We start from the raw sequence: 22,582 nt of genomic DNA on the forward strand, positions 1-22,582 counted from the left end.
CACCCGTTGGGTGGTTTTACGACCTGATTTAATCCCGCCCTCATGAGCGAAACAACCGAAAAAACCGTGCAGCCGGATTATACCGCTGACAGCATTCAAGTACTCGAAGGTTTGGAGGCCGTGCGCAAGCGGCCCAGCATGTACATCGGCGACACCGGACTGAAAGGCCTGCACCACCTGGTGTGGGAGGTGGTCGACAACTCCATTGACGAAGCCCTGGCCGGGCATTGCGACCTGATTAACGTCACCATCAACGAAAACAACTCCATCACCGTGCGCGACAACGGCCGCGGCATCCCGGTGGACTGGCACGCCAAGGAGCAGAAGTCGGCCCTGGAAGTGGTGCTGACCGTGCTGCACGCCGGCGGTAAGTTCGACAAAGGTTCCTACAAAGTATCGGGTGGCCTGCACGGCGTGGGCGTGAGCTGCGTGAACGCGCTCAGCACCGACCTGAAGGTAACCGTGCGCCGCAAGGGCCACATCTATCAGCAGGAGTACAAGATTGGCTTCCCGCAGTACGACGTGAAGGAAATTGGCGACACCGAGGAGCACGGCACCGAGGTGCAGTTTCTGCCCGACGCCAGCATCTTTTCCGAAACGGAATACCGTTACGACACCGTAGCCGGCCGTTTGCGCGACTTGTCGTACCTGAACAAGGGCATCCGCATCACCCTCACCGACCGCCGCGAGAAAGTGGAAGGCGGCGAGTTCCGCTACGACGAGTTTTACTCCGAAGGCGGCCTGCGCGACTTCGTGCAATACCTCGACGGCAAGGAGCGGCCCTCGTTGCTGGCCGAGCCCATTTACGTGGAAAGCGAGAAGGGTGGCACGCCCGTGGAAGTGGCCCTGCAGTACAATACCTCGTACCAGGAAAACGTCTATTCCTACGTCAACAACATCAACACGCATGAGGGCGGCACGCACGTGGCCGGCTTCCGCTCGGCCGTGACGCGCGTGCTGAAAAGCTACGGCGACAAGAACAAGCATTTCGAGAAAGCCAAGGTGGAAATCACCGGCGACGACTTCCGCGAGGGCCTCACGGCCGTTATCTCGGTGAAAGTGCAGGAGCCGCAATTTGAGGGCCAGACCAAGACCAAGCTGGGCAACTCCGAAGTGAGCGGCGCCGTGAACTCGGTGGTGGGCGAAATCCTGACGCAGTACCTGGACGAGAACCCCAACCAGGCCAACCGCATCATGGAGAAGGTGATTCTGGCCGCCAAGGCCCGCATCGCCGCCCGCAAGGCCAAGGACATGGTGCAGCGCAAAAACGTGCTGGGCTCGAACTCCCTGCCCGGCAAGCTGGCCGACTGCTCCGACTCGGACCCGGAAATCTGCGAGCTGTACCTGGTGGAAGGGGACTCGGCCGGCGGCACCGCCAAGCAGGGCCGCAACCGCGCGTTCCAGGCCATTCTGCCGCTGCGCGGCAAAATCCTGAACGTGGAGAAGGCCCAGGAGCACAAAATCCTGGAAAATGAGGAAATCAAGAACATGATTACCGCATTGGGCGTCACGTTCAACGAGCGCAAGTCGCTGGCCTTCACCACCGACGAAGAAGGTACCGAAACCGGCCCGTTGAACTTCGACAAGCTGCGCTACCACAAGGTCATCATCATGACCGACGCCGACATCGACGGCTCGCACATCCGCACGCTGATTCTGACCTTCTTCTTCCGCTACATGCGCGAGCTGGTGGACCGCGGCTACATCTACATCGCCCTGCCGCCGCTCTACCTTGTGAAGCGCGGCAAAGAAGAGCGTTACTGCTGGACCGAAGAAGAGCGCCAACAGGCCCAGGAAGACCTCGGCCGCGGCAAGCCCGAAACGGTGAATGTGCAGCGCTACAAAGGGCTGGGCGAAATGAACGCTGAGCAGCTCTGGACCACCACCATGCAGCCCATCACCCGCACCCTGAAGCAGGTGACGGTGGAGTCGGCCGCCGAAGCCGACCACTTGTTCTCGATGCTGATGGGCGACGAAGTGGCCCCGCGGCGCGATTTTATCGAACGCAACGCCAAATACGCCAAGCTGGACGTGTAAGGGCTGAGCCTGAGATTCGACGGATTGTTGGATTGGTCGGATTTTCTGAATTGGATAAAGAAAGCAGTCGTCGTGACTGCTTTCTTTTTTTGTAATCAATTCAAGTGATTTTTATGCGGCAATTGATTTCCTCCGGCGCTCCCTGGGAGCCGATTGTGGGCTATTCCCGCGCCGTGCGCGTGGGCAACGTGGTGGAGGTGGCCGGCACGACGGCGCAGGACGGCGACGTGGTTACGGGCGGGGCCGATGTATATGCCCAGACCAAGCGGGCGTTGGAAAAAATAGGGGAGGCCCTGGCGGCGGCCGGAGCGTCGTTTGCGGATGTGGTGCGGACGCGCCTCTTCGTCACCGATATTTCGCAATGGGAGGCTGTGGGCCGAGCGCACGGCGAGGTGTTCGGGGAAATTCGGCCAGCGGCCTCCATGCTGGAAGTGAAGGCGCTGATTGACCCACGCTTACTGGTTGAGATTGAGGCTACAGCCATCATCGAAGGGATGGGAAATGCCCGCTCGTCCGGAAATTAGCCCTCGCTAAACGCGGGAAGCGGCCGGATTGGGCTAATTTTGACGGTCTCACGCGTCAGCTCTGCCCGGTTCCGCACGTCTTCAATGCCCACCGTTCCCCATCTCCCCGAATCCGTTTCCGCGCCCGGCATCCTGGCCCGGCTGCGCGCCGAAACCCGTCCGTACCACGACGCCCTGGAGGCAGGCGCCTTCAACGAATCCTTGCGGGCGGGCGCGCCCACGGCCGCCGGTACGGCGCACTTCCTGGAGCGCATGTACGGATTCTTGCAGCCTTACGAAACCGCCCTGCGCCAGCACGAGGCCGCGTTCGGCCCGGCCTGGGAGCTGCCGCGCCGCTACCGTGCCCACCTGATTCTGGCCGATTTGCAGCGCCTGGCCGATGCCCCCAAACCACCGCTGTGCCCAAACATGCCGCCGCTACACACGCTGCCGCAACTGCTGGGCGCGATGTACGTGCTAGAAGGCTCCACGCTGGGCGGGCAGGTCATCAACCGGCAGCTGGAGCGGGCGGGTATTCCGCTGCGGAGCTATTTTGCGGGGTATGGCGAGCGAACCGGACCGATGTGGAAAGCGTTCTGCCACCTGCTAGCGGAGGCTGCTGCCCCGGACAACGCCGACGAAATCGTGGCGTCGGCCGCTAATACTTTTCAATGCCTTGATGCGTGGATAAACCAACCTTGAGCTACACCGACGAAAGCCTGCTCGGCACCACCATTACGTTAAATAACTGCGACCGGGAGCCCATTCACATTCCGGGGGCCATTCAGCCCTATGGCTTTCTGCTGTGTCTTGATGAAGACACGCAGCGCATCGTGCAAGCCAGCGCCAACACCGAAACCTACCTCGGCCGGCCGGCCGAAAGCTTGATTGGCGGTGGCCTCGGGCAAGTACTGGCCCCCGACCAGCAGGCCAAAGTGGAGGCCTTGCTCGGCTCGCTCGGCACCGCGCCCCGGCTACTGGGCGTACGCCTCGACCCAGTGGCCGGGCGGCCGTACTTCAAAATCATCATGCACCGCTACGACGGGGTGCTGTGGCTGGAATTTGAGCCAGTAGACCAGCTCGAGGGCGCGTCCCTCGACCTGCCTTTTCTGAATGCGGCTTTGGGCCAGATGCTGGCGGCGGGCTCGGTGATGGAGTTTTGCCAGCACACCGTGGACCAGGTGCGTGCCCTCACCGGCTTCGACCGGGTGGCCATCTACCGCTTTGCGGCCGACGAAAGCGGCGAGGTCATTGCCGAAGCCAAGCGCGACGACCTCGACCCCTGGCTGGGCATTCATTACCCGGCCACCGACATTCCGCAGCAGGCGCGGGCCATGTACCTCAAAAACTGGCTGCGCTTCATTCCCGACGCGGGCTACGCGCCGGTGCCGCTCGTGCCGGTGCGCAACCCGGCCACGGGCCGCCCGCCCGACATGACCTACGCCGTGTTGCGCAGCGTGTCGCCCATTCACCTGGAGTATTTGCGCAACATGGGCTCGGCGGCTACCATGACCATCTCGCTGATTCAGAACGGCAAGCTCTGGGGCATGGTCACCTGCCACCACCTCACGCCCCGGCTGGTGAGCTACGAGCTGCGCGACTTGTGCCAGTTCATCGGCAAAACGTTTTCGGCCCTGCTCGCCAGCAAGGAGCTGCTGGACGACACGGAATACCAGCTGCGAATCACCGAGCGGCAGAGCGAATTGTTTGAAAACGTGACGGTATCGGGCCACGCCAATTTTGTGGACGGCCTGTGCGGCTTTTTCCCCACGCTGCAGGACGTGTTCGACTGCGGCGGGGCAGCCGTGTGCTTCAACGACGAACTCGTCACGCTGGGCAGCACGCCTACGCCCGAACAAATCCGCGAGCTGGTGGCTTGGCTGCAGGTCCACGCGCCGGAAGACGTGTTTTCCACCTCGTCGTACGCCGCGCTCAACCCGGCAGGGTTGGACATCCGGGCCACCGCCAGCGGCATCATTGCGGCCTCGCTGGCCGATGCGCCCGGCAACTACCTGCTCTGGTTCCAGCCCGAGCAGGTGCGAACGGTGACCTGGGCGGGCCAGCACGAGAAAAATCACACGCTGGTCGACGGCCAGGTTTTCCTCTCGCCCCGCCAGTCGTTTGAGGCCTGGAAGCAACTGGTGGAAAACACCGCGGCGCCGTGGCGGGCCGTGGAACTCGACGCGGCCAGGGAAATTCGGGTGCGCATTTCCGACATCCGCCTCAAAGTGTTCAACGAGCTGCAGGCGCGGGCCCAAAGCCTGAGCCGCCTCAACGCCGAGCTGGCCCGCAGCAACGACGACCTCGACTCGTTTGCCTACGTGGCTTCGCACGATTTGAAGGAGCCCCTGCGCGGCATTCACAACTATTCCCTCTTTTTGCTGGAAGACTACGCCGATAAACTCGACGAAGAGGGCGTACACCGACTCCAGACTCTGGTGCGCCTGAGCCAGCGCATGGAAAGCCTGATTGAGTCGCTGCTGCAGCTCTCGCGGGTGGGCCGCGCCGAACTAGAGCTGGAGGCGGTGGACCTGAACGAGATGCTGGTCGAGGTGAGCGACCTGCTTCAGCTGCGCTTTGAGGAAACCCAGACCCAGCTCGTGGTGGCCGAAAAGTTGCCGACCATTATGGGCGACCGCATCAGGATTCAGGAGGTGTTCAGCAACCTGTTTTCGAACGCCATGAAATACAACGACCGCCCGGAAAAGGTCATTCGGGTGGGTGAGGCCGCCGTTGACGCTTTTTCGGCCATAAATCGCGCCAAATTCTACGTGTTTTACGTAAAGGATAACGGCATTGGAATCGATTCGCGCCACCAAGCCAGTATCTTCAAACTGTTTAAGCGCCTGCACACTCCGGACAAGTACGGTGGAGGTACCGGCGCGGGCCTGGCCATCGCCAAGAAGATGGTGGAAAAACATGGCGGCACCCTGTGGGTTGATTCGCAACCCGGCCAGGGGTCGACCTTTTACTTTACCATACCTAAATAACCGGTAGTCGTGCTTGTATCGCCTCTCAAACCCATCCTCGTTGTGGAAGACAGCGCCGAAGACTTCATGGCCTTGAGCCGTGTGTTTCGGAAGCACGCCCTGCAAAACCCGGTGCTGCGCTGCGAAGACGGTGACCAGGCCTTGGAGTACCTGCAGGGGTACGGCAAAGCCGCCGGCTGGCCCCAAACCCTGCCCGCCTTCGTGTTGCTCGACCTGAACATGCCCGGCACCGACGGGCGCGCGGTGCTCGAATCCATGAAGCGCGACCCCAAGCTGCTGTCCATCCCCGTCGTTGTATTCAGTACCTCGACCAGTGCCGTAGACATTGCCGACTGCTACCAGATGGGAGCCAACAGCTACCTTGCCAAACCCATTGAGTATGCGGTTCTGGAAGAAAAAGTCCGTCACGCCATTCGGTATTGGTTGGAGACTTCGGAGTTGCCGAAGGCATTGTAGGAATTGGCCACATGAAGAAAATTTTACTCGTTGACGACAACGAGCAAGACCGTGCCCTGTATCGGCGCTTTTTGGGGCGGCACCTGGGCTTTGAGAGCATTCGTTTTGAGGAAGCGGCCACCGCCGCTGAAGCGCGGGACCAGTTTCTGGCGCACCAGCCCGACTGTGTGCTGCTTGACTACAACCTGCCCGACGCGGATGGCCTCGACATCTTGGCCGACCTGAAAACCCTGACCCCGCCCGACAGCCTGTGCGTGGTGATGGTGACCGGCGGCGGCAGCGAAAAGCTGGCCGTGCGCGCCCTCAACAACGGTGCCCTTGATTATTTGGTGAAGCGGCAGTTCGACCAGGAACTGCTGGCCAAAACCGTGCTGCACGCCATTGAGAAAAACGAGTGGCGGCAGTACGTGGCGCGCTACCACGACGAACTGCGCGCCGTGAACCAGCAGCTGCGCGACTCGCTGGACGCCCTGACGGAAACACGCCACGAAATCAGCCTCAAAAACGCTCAGCTTACGGCCGCCAACGCCGACCTAGCCCGCGCCAACCTCGACCTCGACAACTTTGTGTACGCGGCCTCGCACGACCTCAAGCAGCCCGTCGACAACCTGCGCGGCTTGTTTGAGGAACTGCGTAGCTCGGCTACGTTTCACGACGCGGAAGCTGGCACGGTGCTCCGGCTGGTCGATTCGTCGCTGCAGGACCTCAGCAAAACCATTCACGACCTGTCGGCCGTGGTGCAGGCCGAGCGCATGACCGGCGGCCAGCCCGCCGAAAAAGTAGTGCTGGCCGACCTGACCAAAGAAGTGCTGACGCTGCTCCAACCCCAGGTGGCGGCGGCCCAGGGCTGCGTGCATACCGATTTTGCCGCGTTGCCTTCGCTGCAGTTCGAGCGCAGCAGCTTGCGCACCATTCTCCTCAACCTGCTAAGCAACGCCTTGAAATACCGCCACCCCGACCGGCCGTGCAAGGTGGAGGTGCGGGCCTACGAAGCAGCCGGCCAGCCGGTGCTTGAGGTGCGCGACAACGGCTTGGGCATCGACATGGAGCGGCACGGCGGCGAGATGTTCCAGCTGTTTCGGCGCTTTCACCCACAGGCGTCGTCCGGCACGGGCGTGGGGTTGTTCCTCGTCCATCGGCTGGTGCAGGCGCAGGGGGGACGCATCGAAGTAACGAGCCAAGAAGGCGAAGGCACGACATTTCGGCTGTACCTGGGGCCGGCGGCGGGGTAATTGGACGAATAATGCCGTGTGGGCGCGGGTTTGGGGCAAGGCCTGCCGTTAATTTGCCGGCAGACAACGCATGCAACGGCAGCCCAAAAGCTGCGGAATCCGTTTACATCCGAAAACCCCGTGGTCCATGAAGTTATTTAAGTCCGCCGACCTTATCCGCAAAAGCAAATACATCAGCCGCGACTTGAGTTGGTTGCGGTTCAACTACCGCGTGCTCGACCAGGTACAGGACGCCAGCCGCGGTCTGTTTGATAAGCTCAAGTTCTTGGCCATCACCAGCTCCAACCTCGACGAATTCTTCATGATTCGCGTGGGCTCGCTCTACAACTACCTCGACTACGGCAAGGAGCGCATCGACTATTCGGGCCTGCGGGAGCTGCCGTTTCGGCGCAAGCTGCTCGATTTCGCGCACCGTTTCGTGAACGACCAGAGCCTGACCTACCTCAACGAGCTGAAGCCAAATTTCGAAAAGCACGGCTTCAACATCCTCAAAATGTCGGACCTGACGGAGCTGGAGGTGAAAAAGGCCGATGGCTACTTCAAAAACACCGTGTTTCCGCTGCTCACGCCGATGGTGTACGACTCGTACCACGGCTTCCCGCTGATGATGAACCAGATGCTCATCTTCGGGGTGGTGACGCGCATTGGCAACGGCATTGCGGTGGGGCTCGATGGCGAGGCCGAAAAGGGACAGGAGCGCCTCACCTTCGTGCAGATTCCGCAGAACCTGACGCGCTTTTTCGAGCTCACGCGCAAAGACAAAGTCATTTTTGTGCCCATCGAGGAAGTGGTGCGCGAGTTCCTGCCGCGCCTGTTCCGCAACGTCGAGATTGTATCGGCCAATTTGTTTCGCATCACGCGCAACGGCGACTTCACGCTGGAAGAGTCGGACGACATCGACAACGATTTCATCAAGGAAATTCAGGTGGGCCTCAAAACCCGCAAGCGCGGCCGCGTGGTGCGCGTAGAAGTGGAGCCTAATGCCTCGCCCACGCTCATGCAGGTGCTGCGCGAGCGGTGGAACATCGACAACGGCAACGTCTTCGTCATTAACTCGCTCATTGACCTCAAAGGTCTGTGGCAGATAGTGCGGCACCCCAACTTCCGGGGTAAAACCGCCAAAATGCCCGCTACGGTACAGCCGCTGAGCCTACCCGAAGGCGCCGAGGAAAACCTCTTCGAGTACCTCAAGCACCACGACGTGTTGCTGCACCACCCCTACAACAGCATCGAGCCCATGGTGCGACTGCTGGAGCAGGCGGCCGTGGACCCGCACGTGCTGGGCATCAAGCAAACCATTTACCGCTTGGCCGACGATTCCCGCGTGAGCGCGGCGCTCCTCAAAGCAGCCGAAAACGGCAAGCACGTATCGGTGCTGTTTGAAGTGAAGGCGCGCTTCGACGAGGAGAAAAACATCCGCGAGGGCGCCCGGCTGGAAAAGGCCGGCTGCTTCGTGATTTACGGCGTGAGCAAGTACAAGACGCACACCAAGCTCCTCATGATTATCCGCAAGGAAGGGGAGAAGGTGACGCGCTACGTGCACATTGGCTCGGGCAACTACAACGAGCAAACGGCCCGCCTCTACACCGACGTGAGCCTGCTCACGACCAACGACACCTACGGCCACGACGTGTCGGAATTCTTCAACGTCATCACCGGCCACTCGCAGCCCGACGATTACGAGTACCTCATCACGGCGCCCAAGGACATGCGCCAGCAGCTCATTCACCTCATTCGGGAAGAAGTGAAGCAGGCCAAGAAAGGCTTGCCCAGCGGCATTGTGATGAAGATGAATTCGCTCGAAGACAAGGAGCTCATTGACGAGTTTTACCGGGCGGCTAAGGCCGGCGTGCCCATTCGCTTTGTGGTGCGGGGCATCTGCTGCCTGCGTCCGGGCCGGCCGGGGCTGAGCGACAACATTGAAGTTCGCAGCATTGTGGGCGAGTATCTGGAGCACACCCGCCTGTTCTATTTCCACAATGGCGGCGATGCCAAGGTGTATGCCGGCTCGGCCGACATCATGGTGCGCAGCTTTGACCGGCGCATCGAAGCGCTGTTTTTGATTGTTAATCCGCAGCTTAAGCGGGAGGCTATCAATATTCTGATGATGAATATGATGGATAATCAAAACAGCTACGTCATGCGGGAGGATGGCGCCTACATTCGCCAGCAGCCGGCGCCCGGCGAACCGGTGGTGAACGTGCACAAAGACTTCTTCAAGCGCGACGAAGCCCAGCTGGCCACGGCCACTGCCGAAGGCATGCTGGCGCTGCTCGCCGTGCAGGCCCAGCGCCGCCTCGACGTAGCCGCTGCGCAGCAGGAAGCCGAGCAGACGGCCGCTCTGGCCGCCGAAGCTCTCGAAGCCGGCACCGACGATGCCTTCGGCGAAGGCGAGCACGACGAGTCCTGCGAGGACGACGCCACGCCCGTGGGCCACGTCGATGAGGAGGGCGTGAGCGCCGGAGTGGTGAATGCGTAGCTGACAAAGCCCGCCATTGCGAGGCCACCGGCCGTGGCAATTCTTCCTGCTCTCAACGACTAGCCCCCTAATGTGAAAAGCCCCGGCTCTGCCTAGAGTCGGGGCTTTTGTTTGAGTGTATCGCAACTCAAGGCTGGTCGCACGGAGAGTAAGGATTGCTGCGTGGCGTCCGCCTTGCAAGGCGTTACTCCAACTCCGCTGGTGTGTTTTGCAGGTCGGGCACCGGAAGCCGGGCGGGGTGGCCGGCTTCGGGGTTCATCTCGTCGAAATAGTCTTCGAACAGCGCTTGCAGCATGCCGTCTTTCAGGCCGATGTCAGGCACCACCATGCTGCTGACGTTGGCCCACTGCATGGCCGAGAGGTAGATGTGCCCGGCGGGCACAATGACGTCGGCGCGGTCGGGGTTGAGCATGGCCACGTTCACGCGCTCGTCCATGCTCAGGCCGGCGAGGCGGTCCAGGGTGGTTTCGAGGCTGCGGCGCGTCACGGCCTTGCTGGGGGCGGCCGGGGTCAGGCTGTAGAGCTTGTTGATGTTGCCGCCCGTGCCAATGGCGCGCGTGACGTGGTATTGCCGGGCGTTGTGGCGCACCCATTCTTCCATGCGGGCCCAAAGTTCGGCCTGACCGGCGGTGTTCTGGCCGCTTTCCTCCTCCTGCATCCGGCGAATGGAGCCGATTTCGAACGACTGCGCGGCCACCTTGCGGCGGTCGTGGTAGATATTGAACTCGGTGCTGCCGCCGCCCACGTCGATGTGCAGGTAGTGGCGCTTGTCTTCCAGCACGTGTTCGATGACGCGGTTGATGTAGAAGGCTTCGTCCTGGCCGTCAATGACTTTGATTTCCATGCCCAACTCTTTGCGCACGCGGGCCACAATGGCCTCGCCGTTGGCGGCCGAGCGCATGGCCGAGGTGGCGCACACCAGGTAGTGGGCCACGCCATGCACCTCCATCAGCAGGCGGAGCGAGTGCAGGAACTTGACGAACTGGTCTTCCTTGGGCTTTGAAATGTGGCCGGTGGCGAAGACGTCTTCGCCCAGGCGCATGGGAAAGCGCACGTATTCCACGCGCTTGAGGCGATAACGCCCTTCGTAGTGCAGCACTGCCGAAATCTGACACCGAACGGCGTTGGACCCAATATCAATGGCGGCGAGCTTACGCAGGGGAAAGTGCATGCAGAAGAATGAGGTTAAACGAAAAAGCAAAGGTACGCCCAGGGCCGGGTGTTGACTAAATCAGCTTTCGGTGCCCTTACTTGTCAATCCGGAATCCCAGCCCGAATTGGAGCAGGCTCACTTCTTCCGAAACCTGGTAGGAAATGGCAAAGGCCAGGGTTTCGACCACCGGGGCAATGTAGACGCCGCCGCCGTAGCCCGTATGCAGTCCGCCGGGCGAGGCGCCCTGGTAGTACACGCGGCCTTGGTCATAGAATCCAAACACGCCGTAGTAGAAGGGCAGGAAACCGTTTTTGACCTGCCCCAGGGCCAGACGCAGCTCGGTGTTGTAGTAGAGGCTGGCGTCGCCGCTGAAGCGGTTGCGGTAGTAGCCGCGCAGCCCTTCGCGCAGGCCCAGCGAGGCGAATTTGTAGAAGGGAATGTCGGCGTCGGGCCCGTAGTTTTTGGCGCCGCCGCCCTTCACCACCAGCGTCACCGGAATGCCGATTCTGGCCGTGCCGTAGTACTCGGCAAAGCCCTGGGTGAGGCCGAAGGTGCTTTCGGGGCCCGAGAGCTGGCGGTAGGTGTCGTGCTGGGCGCGCAGGCGCACCCCGCGCCGGGCAAACGACTGCCGGTCGCGCAGGTCGAGGTCGAACACCGCGTTAAGGCCCAGCAGACGCTGCGTGCTGGTGTTGGGCAGGTTAAACACTTCGACATCGCTGTCTTTTAATTTGCCGAGGTAGCTGTTGGCGGCAAAATCGGTGACGTAGTACTCGAACGTGGGGCCTACCCGTAGCACGCTGCGCTGCAGAAACACGCGCTCCAGAAAGCCGTTGAGGGTGACGCCGCGGTAGCGGGCGCGGTAGAAGTTGTTGTCGTAAAGGTCCTGTGTAAAGGCCGTGTTGTTGCCCAGCCCAAAGAAGTTGTAGAAGGGGAAGTAGTTGCCGTAGCTGCCGGTGGCGCCCACGTCAATCTTGCCGATGGCGTAGCGGTGGCGCGTGCTAAGCGTAAGCTGCCGTTGGCCGCCGGTGCTCACCTCGCCCAGAATGGAATACTGGTTTTTGAAGCCCGGCTTGCGGAAGCCTTGGGTGATGAACGTGACCCCGGCGCTGGCCGTGAAGCCGTCGTTGCGGTTGTAGCCCAGCCCGATGCTGGGGCGGTAAGTGTTGTACTCGAACTGCTCCCGGTCGTAGGCATTCACGCCCACGCGGGTGCTGGTGCGGTTATCCGATTCGGAACCCAGCCTGAGCTCGGTATCGGGCACGTCGTAGACCTTGGTTAGGGTGCGCAGGCCGGCGGCGCGGGAGTCATCGGCAATCTTGTCTTTGCCGTCGCCGCCAATCACGCGCACCAGAATGCTGTGGCTGCCGCCGTCGCCGGTCACGGTGAACACGTCCTTGCCGCCCAGGCCGTAGAGGCAGACCTCCTCAGTTTCCCTGGGCTTGAAGGTGCGGTCGAACAGGGCCGCGCCTTTGGGCTCGTCGGTGTCGCCGGCGCGGTCAAACATCTGCACGCGCACTTGCCCGTCGGGCTGGCGGTTCACCTGGAACACCTCGCCTTTGTTGGAGCCCACGACGTCGACGCGCTTAGCTAAAAGCAAGTAATATTCGTCAATGGCCTTCGGCAGTTTCTGAATTCTGAGCTTCAACTTGCGGTTGATTTCGTTGCCGGATAAGCTCTGAATTTCAGCGGGAAATTTAGCCGTCGCTTCATCAATAACGGTAGGCGTCAGCTTACCTTGCAGGTAGGTGGCGGCTTCCTGCCACTGCTCGCGCGTGAGGCTTTGCAGTAGGTAGCGGTCGAGGTGGCGGGCGGGCCAGTTGAGGCTCTTGAGGTCGTCGAAGTCCTCGCCAAAGTTCTCGATGCTGGGCACGGCCCATTCGCGGTTGGCGAGGTAGGTGAGCAGGCCGTTCCAGAGGGTGAAGCTCTGGTCCCGGTCGCGCGGAATGGGGCGGTAGAGCACGCCGCCGTTGGCTTGCTTGTAGCCGGCCCACTTCCAGTTGTCTTCGTGCTTGCCGAAGTCGGCCACCAGCATATCGAAGGCGCGGGCGCGGGCCAGCTGCGGCGCATCGACCCGGTTGTCGTGGTCTTTGTAGAGCTTCCGAAACAGGCCGAAGCTGCGCGTCACCTCATCGGAGTTGCCGAAGCCGGGCAGGTTGGGCTTGGGGTCTTTGGGCGAGTCTTCGAGGGTACCGACCAGGCCGGCGTACTGCTCGCGGTAGGGGCCGAGCTGCTGGTTGTCGGGCAGGCGGAACAGGCGCGGCCGGGCGTGCAGAATGTCCGTCTGGTCGAGCATGTAGCCGATGGGCAGGTTGGAGTAGGGGTTGGCCGTGGCGGTGATGTCGCGCAGCACGTCGGCCGCCACCGAGTTGCGCAGCTCCGGCGGCAGAATGCGCGTCACGTCCTTATCGACCGAGCGGAAGACGTATTCCGAGCTGTCGGCAGCAATCAGCTTGAGCGAGGTGGTCTGGCGTCCGCCGCCTTTGCCGGTGGGGCGCAGGCCGCCTTTCTCCGTGCTCAAGTCAAGCGTAGGAACAGTTACAGGCTGCAGCCACGACGAACGGTAGATTTTGCCAATGAAGAAATTGCGGCTGGCGGTGGGCTTGTATTCCGGGCCGGGCACCACGGTGGTGCTGGCTTGTAGCGGTGCGTCGGCTTTGGTTTCCGCCACCGTTTTGGCCGCGCCGGGACAGTCGGTGATGAACGGATTCTGCGGGGCTTTTGAATCGGCCGACGCGGCACAGGACGAGCGAAACAGCGTGGCGGTGTACGCGTCTTTGGCCGGCTGGTCGCCGCTGCCGAAGGTGAAGACGTGCGTTTTCACGGTGCCATCGGCAAAATATTCGAGGGTGGTGTAGCCTTCTTCGCTTTTGCTGTACAGCGATTGTCCTTTGGCGCCCACGTGCTCGCTCTCCATCACGCTGCCGCTCACAATGTGGTAGTTGCCTTGGAAGGGCGTGACCTGCAGGCTGTAGTCGTGGGCGGCGGCGTACACCACGCCGGGGTTGCTTTGCAGCGTGTTCAGCAGCTCTTTGCGCAGGTCCTGATAGCCAGGGTAGGCCAGGTCGCGGGGCGAGCCCACGTTTTGGCGATAAGCGGCGTACACCGTGCCCAGCACGGGCGGGCTGAGGTGGCGCGACAGCGGCTCGTGGCCGCCGTACACGCCGTTGGTCACCACGGGGTGGTGGCCCAGCAGCAGCACGTTCTTGTTCTTGGTGCCGTCGATGAGGTCCTGCAACTGCTCGCGGAATTCTTCCTTGGTCAGCGTCTTGCAATCGGTGTCGGGCGCCTCGGGGCGGTCGAAGGGATGCGTGAACCAGGGCGTGTTGAGGGCCACCAGGCGCACGAGTGGGGCCACGTCCACCACTTCGGGGCCGGGGCAGCCGTTGGTGGGCACGAAGGCATTCTGGCCGGGCAACTGCTTTTCAATGTATTTCTCCAGCCGGCGCACGGCTTTGAGGCCGTCGGGGCCGGAGTTGGCCCAGTCCTTATCGCCGGGCAGGAAGTATATTTTGCCCTGCGGCAGGCCTTTTACCAGCGCAATGAGCTGGTCGGCGCGGTCAAGCTCGGCCTGGGCCAGGGCAGTGTCGCTTTTTGAAACCAGCCCCGTATTGCCCACAATGTCGCCGAGGTGAACCACGGTGAAGGGACCGGTTTGCTGCTCCAGGGCACGGCGCAATTGTTGGAGGCGGGCGGCTGGCAGGTTTTTCTGAGCGGTATTGCCCAGCAGGAAAACGGTGTGGGCGGGCGGCGCGGTTTGGGCCGCAGCCGTACCCGTGGCAAGCCCGAGCGCAGCCAGCGCGGAGAGAAATAGTTGGCGCATAAAGAATGAGTATGCACCGGAGTACGCAAAACGCGGGGTAAAGTATGCGCGTCTGCCGTTGGGCCGCTAGTTTTCGGTCGCCGCCGGGCGCCGCGGCCGGTTCAGGCGCTGGCCTACCAGTAGTAGCAGGCAGGGCAGCCCCACCCACAGCGCCTCGCTGGCCAGCACCCTCAGGCCTTTGGCCCCCAGAAAAGCCCGGATGCTGAGGGGCGAAACCCGGATGGGCCGGAAGGGAAAGAAGTGCCGCTCGGGGTGCCAGGGGCTGAAAAAGGCCACGCCCAGGCCGCCCGAAGTTAGCGCATCGAGCAGGCCGTGCGAGGCCGTGGCCAGAAACAGCAGCAGCGCCAGCCGCCCGGGCGCGGGCCGCCGGCCGGGCTGGGCCAACTGGCCCAGCAGCGAGTGCGTGAGCCCGCGGTGGCCCCACAGGCTGTCGTAGGGCACGCCGAGGCGGTAGCCCACCGAGTCCACATCGGGCAGGGCAGCGCATAGGGCGGCGGCCACCCAGTAGGGCCAGTGGTAGCGGTGAGGAAGCAGGAGCTTGCCCAGGGTGGCCCCCAGGGCGGCGTGGCCAAAAGCAGATGCCATCAGGAGCAAGAAAAAGGCGCCTGCCCCGCCCAGGTAGGCAAAGCAGGCGCGTAGGAAGGGTTACCAGCGCCGAATGAGGCCGTAGTGCTCCAGCAGCCACAGGGCGGCAATGAGGGCCCCGATAATGAGGGCCTTGGGCCAGAACTCGCGCCAGAAAGGGTGCTTAGGCCACCGGGGCATCTTCTTCGGGGCGCCAGGTCAGGACCATGTGATGCACGGGCAGCACCACGAACTCGCGGTAGCGGCGCATGTCCTCGTGGTTGTTGAGGGCCCAGTCGAGCGCCGCCTGTTCGGTGTCGAAGTCGTGCGGCACGCCGGGCAGGGGCTTCAGCGCCATGTGGTGGGTGTGGTTGACGGGGTCAGTTTCGTCGCGGAAACCAACGAGGGTGTATTTGGTGACAATTCTGTACATAGGGCGAAGAAAAAAAGGGGAAAATGAGCTTGGGATGAAAGCCGGCCGGGCATCAGGCGGTGAGCTCGCGCAGCACGCGGGGCACGCCCGTGCTGGCGGGCTCGGCCACGTAGCGCACGCCGCGGCGGCCGGCTTCGGGCTGGTGCGGGTCGATGACGAAGACGGGGCAGGTGGCGGGGGCGTAGTGCAGCAGCCCGGCCGCCGGGTACACCTGCAGGGAGGTGCCCACCACGAGCAGCACGTCGGCGGTGCTCACGATTTCGGCGGCTTCCTCAATGGCGGGCACTAGCTCGCCAAACCACACAATGTGTGGGCGCAGCTGGTGGCCGTCGGGGCCTAGGTCGCCCAGCCGGATGTCGCCGGGGCAGTCGTACACGGCCGTGTCGTTGGCCACCGAGCGCATCTGGTTGAGCATGCCGTGCAGGTGCAGCACCTGGCTGGAGCCGGCGCGCTCGTGCAGGTCGTCCACGTTCTGGGTGATGATGCTGACGCGCCAACCGGGTACTTCTTCGAAGCCGGCCAGCGCCAGGTGGGCGGCGTTGGGCTGCACGGTGCGGGCCTGGGCGCGGCGCTGGTTGTAGAACTCCAGCACCAGCGCGGGGTTGCGGGCAAAGCCCTCGGGCGAGGCCACGTCCTCGACGCGGTGCTCTTCCCAGAGGCCGTTGGTGTCGCGGAAGGTGCGGATGCCGGACTCGGCCGAAACGCCGGCACCGGTGAGGACCACGAGGTGTTGGGAGGCCATGAGCGGGAAGGGAAAGGCGCGGCAAACTGCCGGGCGGAGGCGGTCAAATATACCCCGCGCCTTGCAACAGGGTTGCCTGGACCGGGCGTGCGGGGCGTCTTTTTTACGGCTGGCGATGCTGCCAACGCGCCGCAGAAATTAGCCGGGCTACGCCCTTTGACGGCGAGTGGAGGCTGGTTTTCAGCAAAACACCTTTCGGTGCATCACATGACCATTGCCTGCTTACTGAGCATATATTTATTCAACGAAGAGGCCATTTCACCGCGGTGAAATGGCCTCTTCGTTATGATAATATTTTAGGTTGGCCTAGGATTGAAAACCAGTTTTCCAGGCCGACAAACTAATGCTACTTAAGCCACCACAGGCGTCGGCAGCTCATTCCGAAAGGCAAACTCCGCCACGGGCTTGCGGTTGCGGGCGGCTTTCTCGCGGCTCAGGAAGGGCTCTTCCAGCTGCTCGGCTTCGCCCAGGTAGCCCAGGGCCAGCACGGCGGCGGGCTCCAGCCCCTCGGGCAGGTTAAAGTCGCGGCGCACTTTTTCGCGGTCGAAACCGCCCATCACGTGGCCGTGTAGGCCCAGCGCGGTGGCCTCCAAGAAGAGGGTAGCATTTGCGGCGCCCAGGTCATGCATGGCGGCGCCGTTGGGCTGGCCGTTTTCGTACTGCGTTTTGGCCAGGGCAATGATGAGCACCGGCGCATTTCGAGCCCAGGGCTGGTTGCCGGGCATCAGCGTGTCCAGAATTTTCTGAAAAGCTTCGGTATCGGCCTTATGGGCATAGATGTATTGCCAGGGCTGCGCATTCATGGCGCTGAAGGCCCAGGAGGCGGCTTCAAAAATCTGATTCAGGGCGTCTTGGGTCACCGGCTGAACCGAGAAGGAGCGGGGGCTCCAGCGGTTGCGAATGAGCTCGTGGACGGGGTAGGTGGTGGGGGCGGCTTTCATTTTTTGGTGGTTGGGTAGTCAGATTGGAGAACGGTCATGCTGAACTTGCCGAAGCATCTCTACCGCAGTAGTAAATGAATTACTCTCACAGTATAGATGCTTCAATTGCGCTCAGCATGACGTTCCTGTGGGAGGGGGCGAACAAGCGGACGGCACCAATTAAAACTCCATCGGTACCTCCATCAGCAGCAGCTCGGCGTTGCTATCGGCGCTGATGGTCAGCTTGTCGGTGTCCCAGATGCCGAAGCCGTCGCGGCGGTGCAGGGCCTGGCCGTTGATGGTAACGTCGCCTTCCAGCACGAAGGCATAGACGCCGTTGCCCGCCTTTTTGATGGCGTAGTCGGTGGCGAAGCCTTGGTCGAGGTTGCCGAGGTGAAACCAGGCATCCTGGTGGATATGGGGGTTGTCGCCGTTGCCCACCGGCGATACCACCTGCAGCAACTGGTTGTGGCGGGCTTCCGGGGCAAAGGTCTGCTGGCCGTAAGCGGGCTTGATGCCGCGCTCATTCGGGAACACCCAGATTTGCAGGAATTTCACTTCCTGGTTGGCGTTGTGGTTTTTCTCGGAGTGGGCCACGCCGGTGCCGGCGCTCATCACCTGCACATCGTGCTGGCGAATGACGGTTTTATTGCCCATCGAATCCTGGTGCTCCAAATCGCCCGACAGCGGAATGGAGATAATTTCCATGTTGTCGTGCGGGTGCTTGCCGAAGCCCATGCCGCCGGCCACGGTGTCGTCGTTCAGCACGCGCAGGGCGCCGAAGTGCACGCGGCTGGGGTTGTTGTAGCCGGCAAAGCTGAAGGTATGGTAAGAATTGAGCCAGCCATGATTGGCGTGGCCACGGGTATTTGCGAGGTGAAGGACGGTGCTGGCCATGAGTACAGGCGATGTTGAAACGTGATTATGATGACAAATGTACATACATTTAATGTCTATACATCTTTCGGCTGAAAAAAGTTTATTTACTTCCCATTTATGCAGGCGGCGCGCTGCGCAACACCCAGCCGATACCTTTGCTTGGCCTCATTTCCGGCTTCTGCTTACATGATTCGTACGGTAATCTTCGACATGGACGGCGTCATCATCGACACCGAGCCAATTCATCACCAAGCCTTTTTCTCGCTGTTTGCCGAACTGGGCATTCCGGTTTCCGACGCTGAGTACGCCACTTTTCTGGGCAAGTCGACCCGCAACGTGTTTCAGCTGTTGAAGGACAAATACCATCTGGCGGCCGACGTGGAAACGCTGGTGATGCGCAAGCGCGAGCTGTTCAACCAGTCCTTCGACACCGACGCCGACCTCGACCTGCTGCCCGGGGTGCGCGCGCTCATCGAAGACCTCCGGCGGCACGATGTGCAGCTGGTCGTGGCGTCATCGGCTTCCAAAGCCACCATTGCGCGGGTGTTCGACCGGTTCGGGCTGGACTCGTATTTCACCCACCGCATCAGCGGCGAAGATTTCGAGCGCTCCAAGCCCGACCCCGCCATTTTTCGGCGCGCCGCCGAGCTGGCCCGCACGCCCGTCGGCGAGTGCATTGTCATCGAAGACTCGGCTAATGGCGTGACGGCGGCCAAGGCGGCCGGCATCTACTGCATCGGCTACGCCAGCGAGCATTCGGCCGGGCAGGACCTGCGCCACGCCGACCGCATTATCCGGCATTTTGACGAGCTGACGGCTCCCGAAATCGAGGCCATCACGCCGGCCTAAATACGGCAGGAGTTTTCAGAAACGGCCCAGCTCCCGGCGCCCAAACGTCCACTCCGGCGTGTCGAACTCGGCCGCCGCCGGCCCGGGCACGGCAAACCAGGCCCCCAGCGCGGGCGCGTCCACGTTGCGCAGCAGGTGAATGTTCTGGGCCGGCATGTAGCTCTGGGCCAGCAGCACGTACTGCTGATGCGTGGCCGGATTCTCGGCTACGTCCACCACCAGCACGGCATGGCCCGGCGCCCCGCCGTGAATCAACACGTCGCCGGGCTGCACCGCCGCCAGGGGCGTCGGCCGCAGCTCCCGGCTGAGCGATAGCGTGCCGGCGTAGCCAAAGGTGGGCAGCAGGTAGCGACCCAGCGCTGCGTGCGTCAGAGCCTCGGCGGGCCGGGTGGCGGGCAGCACCTGCTCGTTCACCACCCGAAAGGTTTTGCCGGCCACGAAGTCCGAAAACCAGAAGTCGTAGCCCGTGGTGAGGTGAAAATGTATTTGGTTGGGGTTTTGGCTGAACAGGTACTCGGCGCGCAGGCGAATCACGGCATCGGCGCACTGCTGCAGGTCTTTGGTGCCCACGTCGATGTCGAGCACGGCGGCCACCACCTCCTGCCGGTTTTTCAGCGCCCCGTTGTAGAGCCGGGCCTTCGTGCCCGCCGGCTTCAGCGGCAGGTAGCGCAGCCACTCGCCCCAGGAGCCGGCCGCTACCGGTGCCCGGCGGCACCCCGCCGGGGCCGGAAACCGCGCCGCGAGCGACTGCGACGCCGCGCCCGGTTTGTTGAGCCACGGGTAGGAGAGGCCCGCCGGACGCCCAACCGGCGCGGGGCCGGCTTCTACCAGCAAAAAAGGCAGTGCCAGGGGCAACAGCAAGCGGCTAAGCAGCATACGCGAAAGCCAAAAAAGCCCGCAACGTGCGGGCTTTTTGGTAGCATTCCAACGCGGCTATACCGTAATTATTTTGCCTTGGCCGTAGCTTTTTTTGCTGGTGCTTTCTTGGCTGCCGGCTTTTTGGCGGCGGTTTTCTTAGCAGCTGGTTTTTTCGCGGCCGCGGCTTTCTTTGCTGGGGCGTCGGCGTCTTTTTCTTCCTTGGCTGGTGCAGCTTTCTTGCCGAAGCGGCCGCCCTTGGCGGGCTTGTCGGGGGTGGCGTCGGCCAGCTCCATGCAGCGCTCCAGGGTCAGCTCGGCGGGCTCCTCGCCTTTGGGAATTTTCACGTTCTTCTTGCCCGCCACGATGTAGGGACCGAAACGGCCGTTCAGCACCTGAATGTCGGGGTTTTCGGGGAAGCTCTTGATGAGGCGCTCGGCGTCGGCTTTGCGCTTGCCCTCAATCAGGGCCACGGCTTCTTCGGCGTTGATGGTGTGCGGGTCCTGCTCCTTGGTGAGGGAATAGAACTTGCCGTCGTGGCGCACATAGGGGCCAAAGCGGCCCAGATTGGCCGTCATGTCCTTGTCTTCAAACTGCCCCACGATGCGCGGCAGCTTGAACAGCTCCAGCGCATCTTCCAGCGTGATGCTTTCAATGAACTGGCCCTTGCGCAAGTTGGCGTAGGCCGGCTTCACGTTCGGGTCGGTGGTATCGCCCAGGGCCACGTAGGGGCCATACTTGCCCAGGCGGGCCGAGATTTTCTCGCCGGTTTCGGGGTGCACGCCCAGGTCGCGGGCGCCGCTCACGGTGCTGCGCTCAATGTCCTGCCCGGCCTCCACGGTGGCGTGAAACTTGTCGTAGAAGCCGGTCAGCATCTGCGTCCAGTTTTCGTGGCCGTTGGCAATCTGGTCAAATTCGTCTTCCACCTTGGCCGTGAACTGGTAGTCAATCACCGTCGGGAAGTGCGCCACCAGAAAGTCGTTCACCACCATGGCCGTATCCGTGGGGAAAAGCTTCGCTTTTTCGGCGCCGTAGTTCTCGGTTTTTACTTCGGTTTTCACCTGACTGCCGTCCAGCGTCAGCACGTGGAACTTACGCTCCTTGCCCTCGCGGGTGTCTTTTTCCACGTAGCCGCGCTTCTGCACCGTGCTGATGGTGGGCGCATACGTCGAAGGCCGGCCAATGCCCATTTCCTCCAGTTTTTTCACCAGCGACGCTTCGGTGTAGCGGGGCGGGGGCGAAGAAAACCGCTCCGTAGCGCTCAGCCGCTGCAGGGGCAGCACCTGGCCCACGCTCAGCGGCGGCAGGCCGCGCGAGAAGCTCGATTCGCCGTCTTTGGTTTCTTCTTCCTCCTCGTCGTCTTTGCTCTCGGCGTACACTTTCAGGAAGCCCTCGAAGGTGATGACCTCGCCCGTGGCCGTGAACGTGGTGCCCGGCTGCGTGCTGATGCCAATAACCGCCGTGGTGCGCTCAATCACGGCCTCCGCCATCTGCGAGGCCATGGCCCGCTTGCGAATGAGGTCGTAGAGCCGCTGCTCTGAGGCATCGGAACCCGCCTTCACCGCGCCAAAATCCGTGGGACGAATGGCTTCGTGGGCCTCCTGGGCCGAGGCGGATTTGGTTTTGAAGTTGCGCTGCTGGTGGTACTCGGCCCCGTAAGCCGCCGTGATGGCGGCCTGCGCGCCGGCCTGGGCCTCCTGGGAGAGGTTCACCGAGTCGGTCCGCATGTAGCTGATTTTACCGGCTTCGTACAGTTTCTGGGCCACGCTCATGGTCTGGGCCACCGAGTAGCCCAGCTTGCGCGAGGCCTCCTGCTGCAGCGTAGAAGTCGTGAACGGCGCGGCGGGGCTGCGTTTGCCGGGCTTCTTGTCGAGGCTCTCAATCTGATACGTGGCGCCCACGCAACGGCCCAGGAAAGCTTCGGCTTCTTCGCGGGTCTTGTAGCGGGTGGGCAGTTCGGCTTCAAGTACGGCGCCGCGGCCGGCATCGAAGCGGGCCACCACGCGGTAGGCGCTGGCGCTCAGAAAGCTGGCCACTTCGCGTTCGCGCTCCACCACCAGCCGCACGGCCACGCTCTGCACGCGGCCGGCGCTCAGGCCCGGCTTCACCTTTTTCCAGAGCACGGGGCTCAGCTCGAAGCCCACGAGGCGGTCGAGCACGCGGCGGGCCTGCTGGGCGTTCACCAAATCCTGGTTCACCTCGCGCGGGTTGGCGATGGCACCCAGGATGGCATTTTTGGTGATTTCGCGGAACACAATGCGCTTGGTTTTGGCCAGCGGCAGGTTCAGCGTTTCGGCCAAATGCCACGAAATGGCTTCGCCCTCGCGGTCATCGTCACTCGCCAACCACACCATTTCGGCCTCCTTGGAAAGTTTTTTTAGCTGCGCGATGAGCTCGCGCTTGTCAGCCGACACCACGTACGTGGGCTTAAACCCGTTGGCGATGTCGATGGCGTTGTTGTCTTTCGGCAGGTCGCGCACGTGGCCGTAGCTGGAGCGCACCACGAAATCCTGGCCGAGATAGCCTTCAATGGTTTTGGCCTTGGCCGGCGACTCGACGATAACTAAATTCTTGACCATGTGGGCGGGTAAGGGGGACGACGGGTCGGAGCGGGTAGTCGGGGAACTGAAACGGCCAGCCGTGGCGAAATGTTGAAATTGGCCGCAAAGA

Annotated in this window: 17 protein-coding genes; 8 read left to right on the plus strand and 9 right to left on the minus strand. The window is 62.2% G+C overall.

The window, feature by feature from the left end; genetic code table 11:
• Window positions 1–42 precede the first annotated feature (42 nt).
• The 7 genes from gyrB (at window position 43) to ppk1 (ending at window position 9,697) form a co-directional block, all read left to right on the plus strand.
• A complete protein-coding gene (gyrB, locus tag MUN81_RS09895) occupies window positions 43–2,037 on the plus strand; it encodes a DNA topoisomerase (ATP-hydrolyzing) subunit B (RefSeq protein WP_245117135.1) in 1,995 nt (664 codons plus the stop codon).
• A 113-nt stretch (window positions 2,038–2,150) separates the two neighbouring features.
• Window positions 2,151–2,561, plus strand: a complete 411-nt coding sequence (locus tag MUN81_RS09900) for a RidA family protein (protein ID WP_245117136.1) — start codon at window positions 2,151–2,153, stop codon at window positions 2,559–2,561.
• Between the two features lie 84 nt (window positions 2,562–2,645).
• Entirely contained in the window at window positions 2,646–3,242 is a 597-nt protein-coding gene (locus tag MUN81_RS09905; protein ID WP_245117137.1) for a biliverdin-producing heme oxygenase, read from the plus strand.
• Window positions 3,224–5,530 carry an ATP-binding protein gene (locus MUN81_RS09910; protein ID WP_245117138.1) on the plus strand — a complete coding sequence of 769 codons (2,307 nt, stop codon included), beginning with the start codon at window positions 3,224–3,226 and terminating at the stop codon, window positions 5,528–5,530. The genes MUN81_RS09905 and MUN81_RS09910 overlap by 19 nt, the downstream gene beginning before the upstream one ends.
• A 9-nt stretch (window positions 5,531–5,539) precedes the next feature.
• On the plus strand, window positions 5,540–5,986 hold the full coding sequence (locus MUN81_RS09915; RefSeq protein ID WP_245117139.1) for a response regulator: 447 nt from the start codon (window positions 5,540–5,542) through the stop codon (window positions 5,984–5,986).
• A gap of 11 nt (window positions 5,987–5,997) precedes the next feature.
• Window positions 5,998–7,218 (plus strand): hybrid sensor histidine kinase/response regulator, encoded by a 1,221-nt coding sequence (locus tag MUN81_RS09920; RefSeq protein ID WP_245117140.1) that lies wholly within the window; start codon window positions 5,998–6,000, stop codon window positions 7,216–7,218.
• Between the two features lie 127 nt (window positions 7,219–7,345).
• Window positions 7,346–9,697: a polyphosphate kinase 1 gene (gene ppk1 / locus MUN81_RS09925; RefSeq protein WP_245117141.1), complete on the plus strand. Its 2,352-nt coding sequence runs from the start codon at window positions 7,346–7,348 to the stop codon at window positions 9,695–9,697.
• A 184-nt stretch (window positions 9,698–9,881) separates the two neighbouring features.
• Here the strand turns inward: ppk1 and MUN81_RS09930 are convergent, their stop codons facing one another.
• The 7 genes from MUN81_RS09930 to MUN81_RS09960 form a co-directional block, all read right to left on the minus strand.
• Window positions 9,882–10,868, minus strand: a complete 987-nt coding sequence (locus tag MUN81_RS09930) for a phosphatase (RefSeq protein WP_245117142.1) — start codon at window positions 10,866–10,868, stop codon at window positions 9,882–9,884.
• 76 nt (window positions 10,869–10,944) lie between these two features.
• Window positions 10,945–14,670 (minus strand): hypothetical protein, encoded by a 3,726-nt coding sequence (locus MUN81_RS09935; RefSeq protein WP_245117143.1) that lies wholly within the window; start codon window positions 14,668–14,670, stop codon window positions 10,945–10,947.
• Window positions 14,671–14,736: 66 nt separating this feature from the next.
• On the minus strand, window positions 14,737–15,255 hold the full coding sequence (locus tag MUN81_RS09940) for a metal-dependent hydrolase (protein ID WP_245117144.1): 519 nt from the start codon (window positions 15,253–15,255) through the stop codon (window positions 14,737–14,739).
• A 163-nt stretch (window positions 15,256–15,418) separates the two neighbouring features.
• On the minus strand, window positions 15,419–15,667 hold the full coding sequence (locus MUN81_RS09945) for a hypothetical protein (protein WP_245117145.1): 249 nt from the start codon (window positions 15,665–15,667) through the stop codon (window positions 15,419–15,421).
• A 52-nt stretch (window positions 15,668–15,719) separates the two neighbouring features.
• A complete protein-coding gene (locus tag MUN81_RS09950) occupies window positions 15,720–16,409 on the minus strand; it encodes a Sir2 family NAD-dependent protein deacetylase (protein ID WP_245117146.1) in 690 nt (229 codons plus the stop codon).
• A 350-nt stretch (window positions 16,410–16,759) separates the two neighbouring features.
• Entirely contained in the window at window positions 16,760–17,350 is a 591-nt protein-coding gene (locus MUN81_RS09955) for a nitroreductase family protein (RefSeq protein WP_245117147.1), read from the minus strand.
• A 159-nt stretch (window positions 17,351–17,509) separates the two neighbouring features.
• On the minus strand, window positions 17,510–18,226 hold the full coding sequence (locus MUN81_RS09960) for a pirin family protein (RefSeq protein WP_245117148.1): 717 nt from the start codon (window positions 18,224–18,226) through the stop codon (window positions 17,510–17,512).
• A gap of 168 nt (window positions 18,227–18,394) precedes the next feature.
• Between MUN81_RS09960 and MUN81_RS09965 the strand changes: the two genes are divergently transcribed.
• Window positions 18,395–19,057, plus strand: coding sequence for an HAD family hydrolase (locus MUN81_RS09965; RefSeq protein ID WP_245117149.1), 663 nt, complete (start codon window positions 18,395–18,397; stop codon window positions 19,055–19,057).
• 15 nt (window positions 19,058–19,072) lie between these two features.
• Here the strand turns inward: MUN81_RS09965 and MUN81_RS09970 are convergent, their stop codons facing one another.
• Together MUN81_RS09970 and topA are read right to left on the minus strand one after the other, a co-directional pair.
• The gene (locus MUN81_RS09970) at window positions 19,073–19,933 is read right to left on the minus strand and encodes a DUF4846 domain-containing protein (RefSeq protein WP_245117150.1); all 861 of its coding nucleotides are present in this window, start codon (window positions 19,931–19,933) and stop codon (window positions 19,073–19,075) included.
• 68 nt (window positions 19,934–20,001) lie between these two features.
• Window positions 20,002–22,491, minus strand: a complete 2,490-nt coding sequence (gene topA, locus MUN81_RS09975; RefSeq protein WP_245117151.1) for a type I DNA topoisomerase — start codon at window positions 22,489–22,491, stop codon at window positions 20,002–20,004.
• Between the last annotated feature and the right edge of the window lie 91 nt (window positions 22,492–22,582).

The organism is Hymenobacter sp. 5317J-9, assembly GCF_022921075.1.
Lineage (GTDB): Bacteria > Bacteroidota > Bacteroidia > Cytophagales > Hymenobacteraceae > Hymenobacter.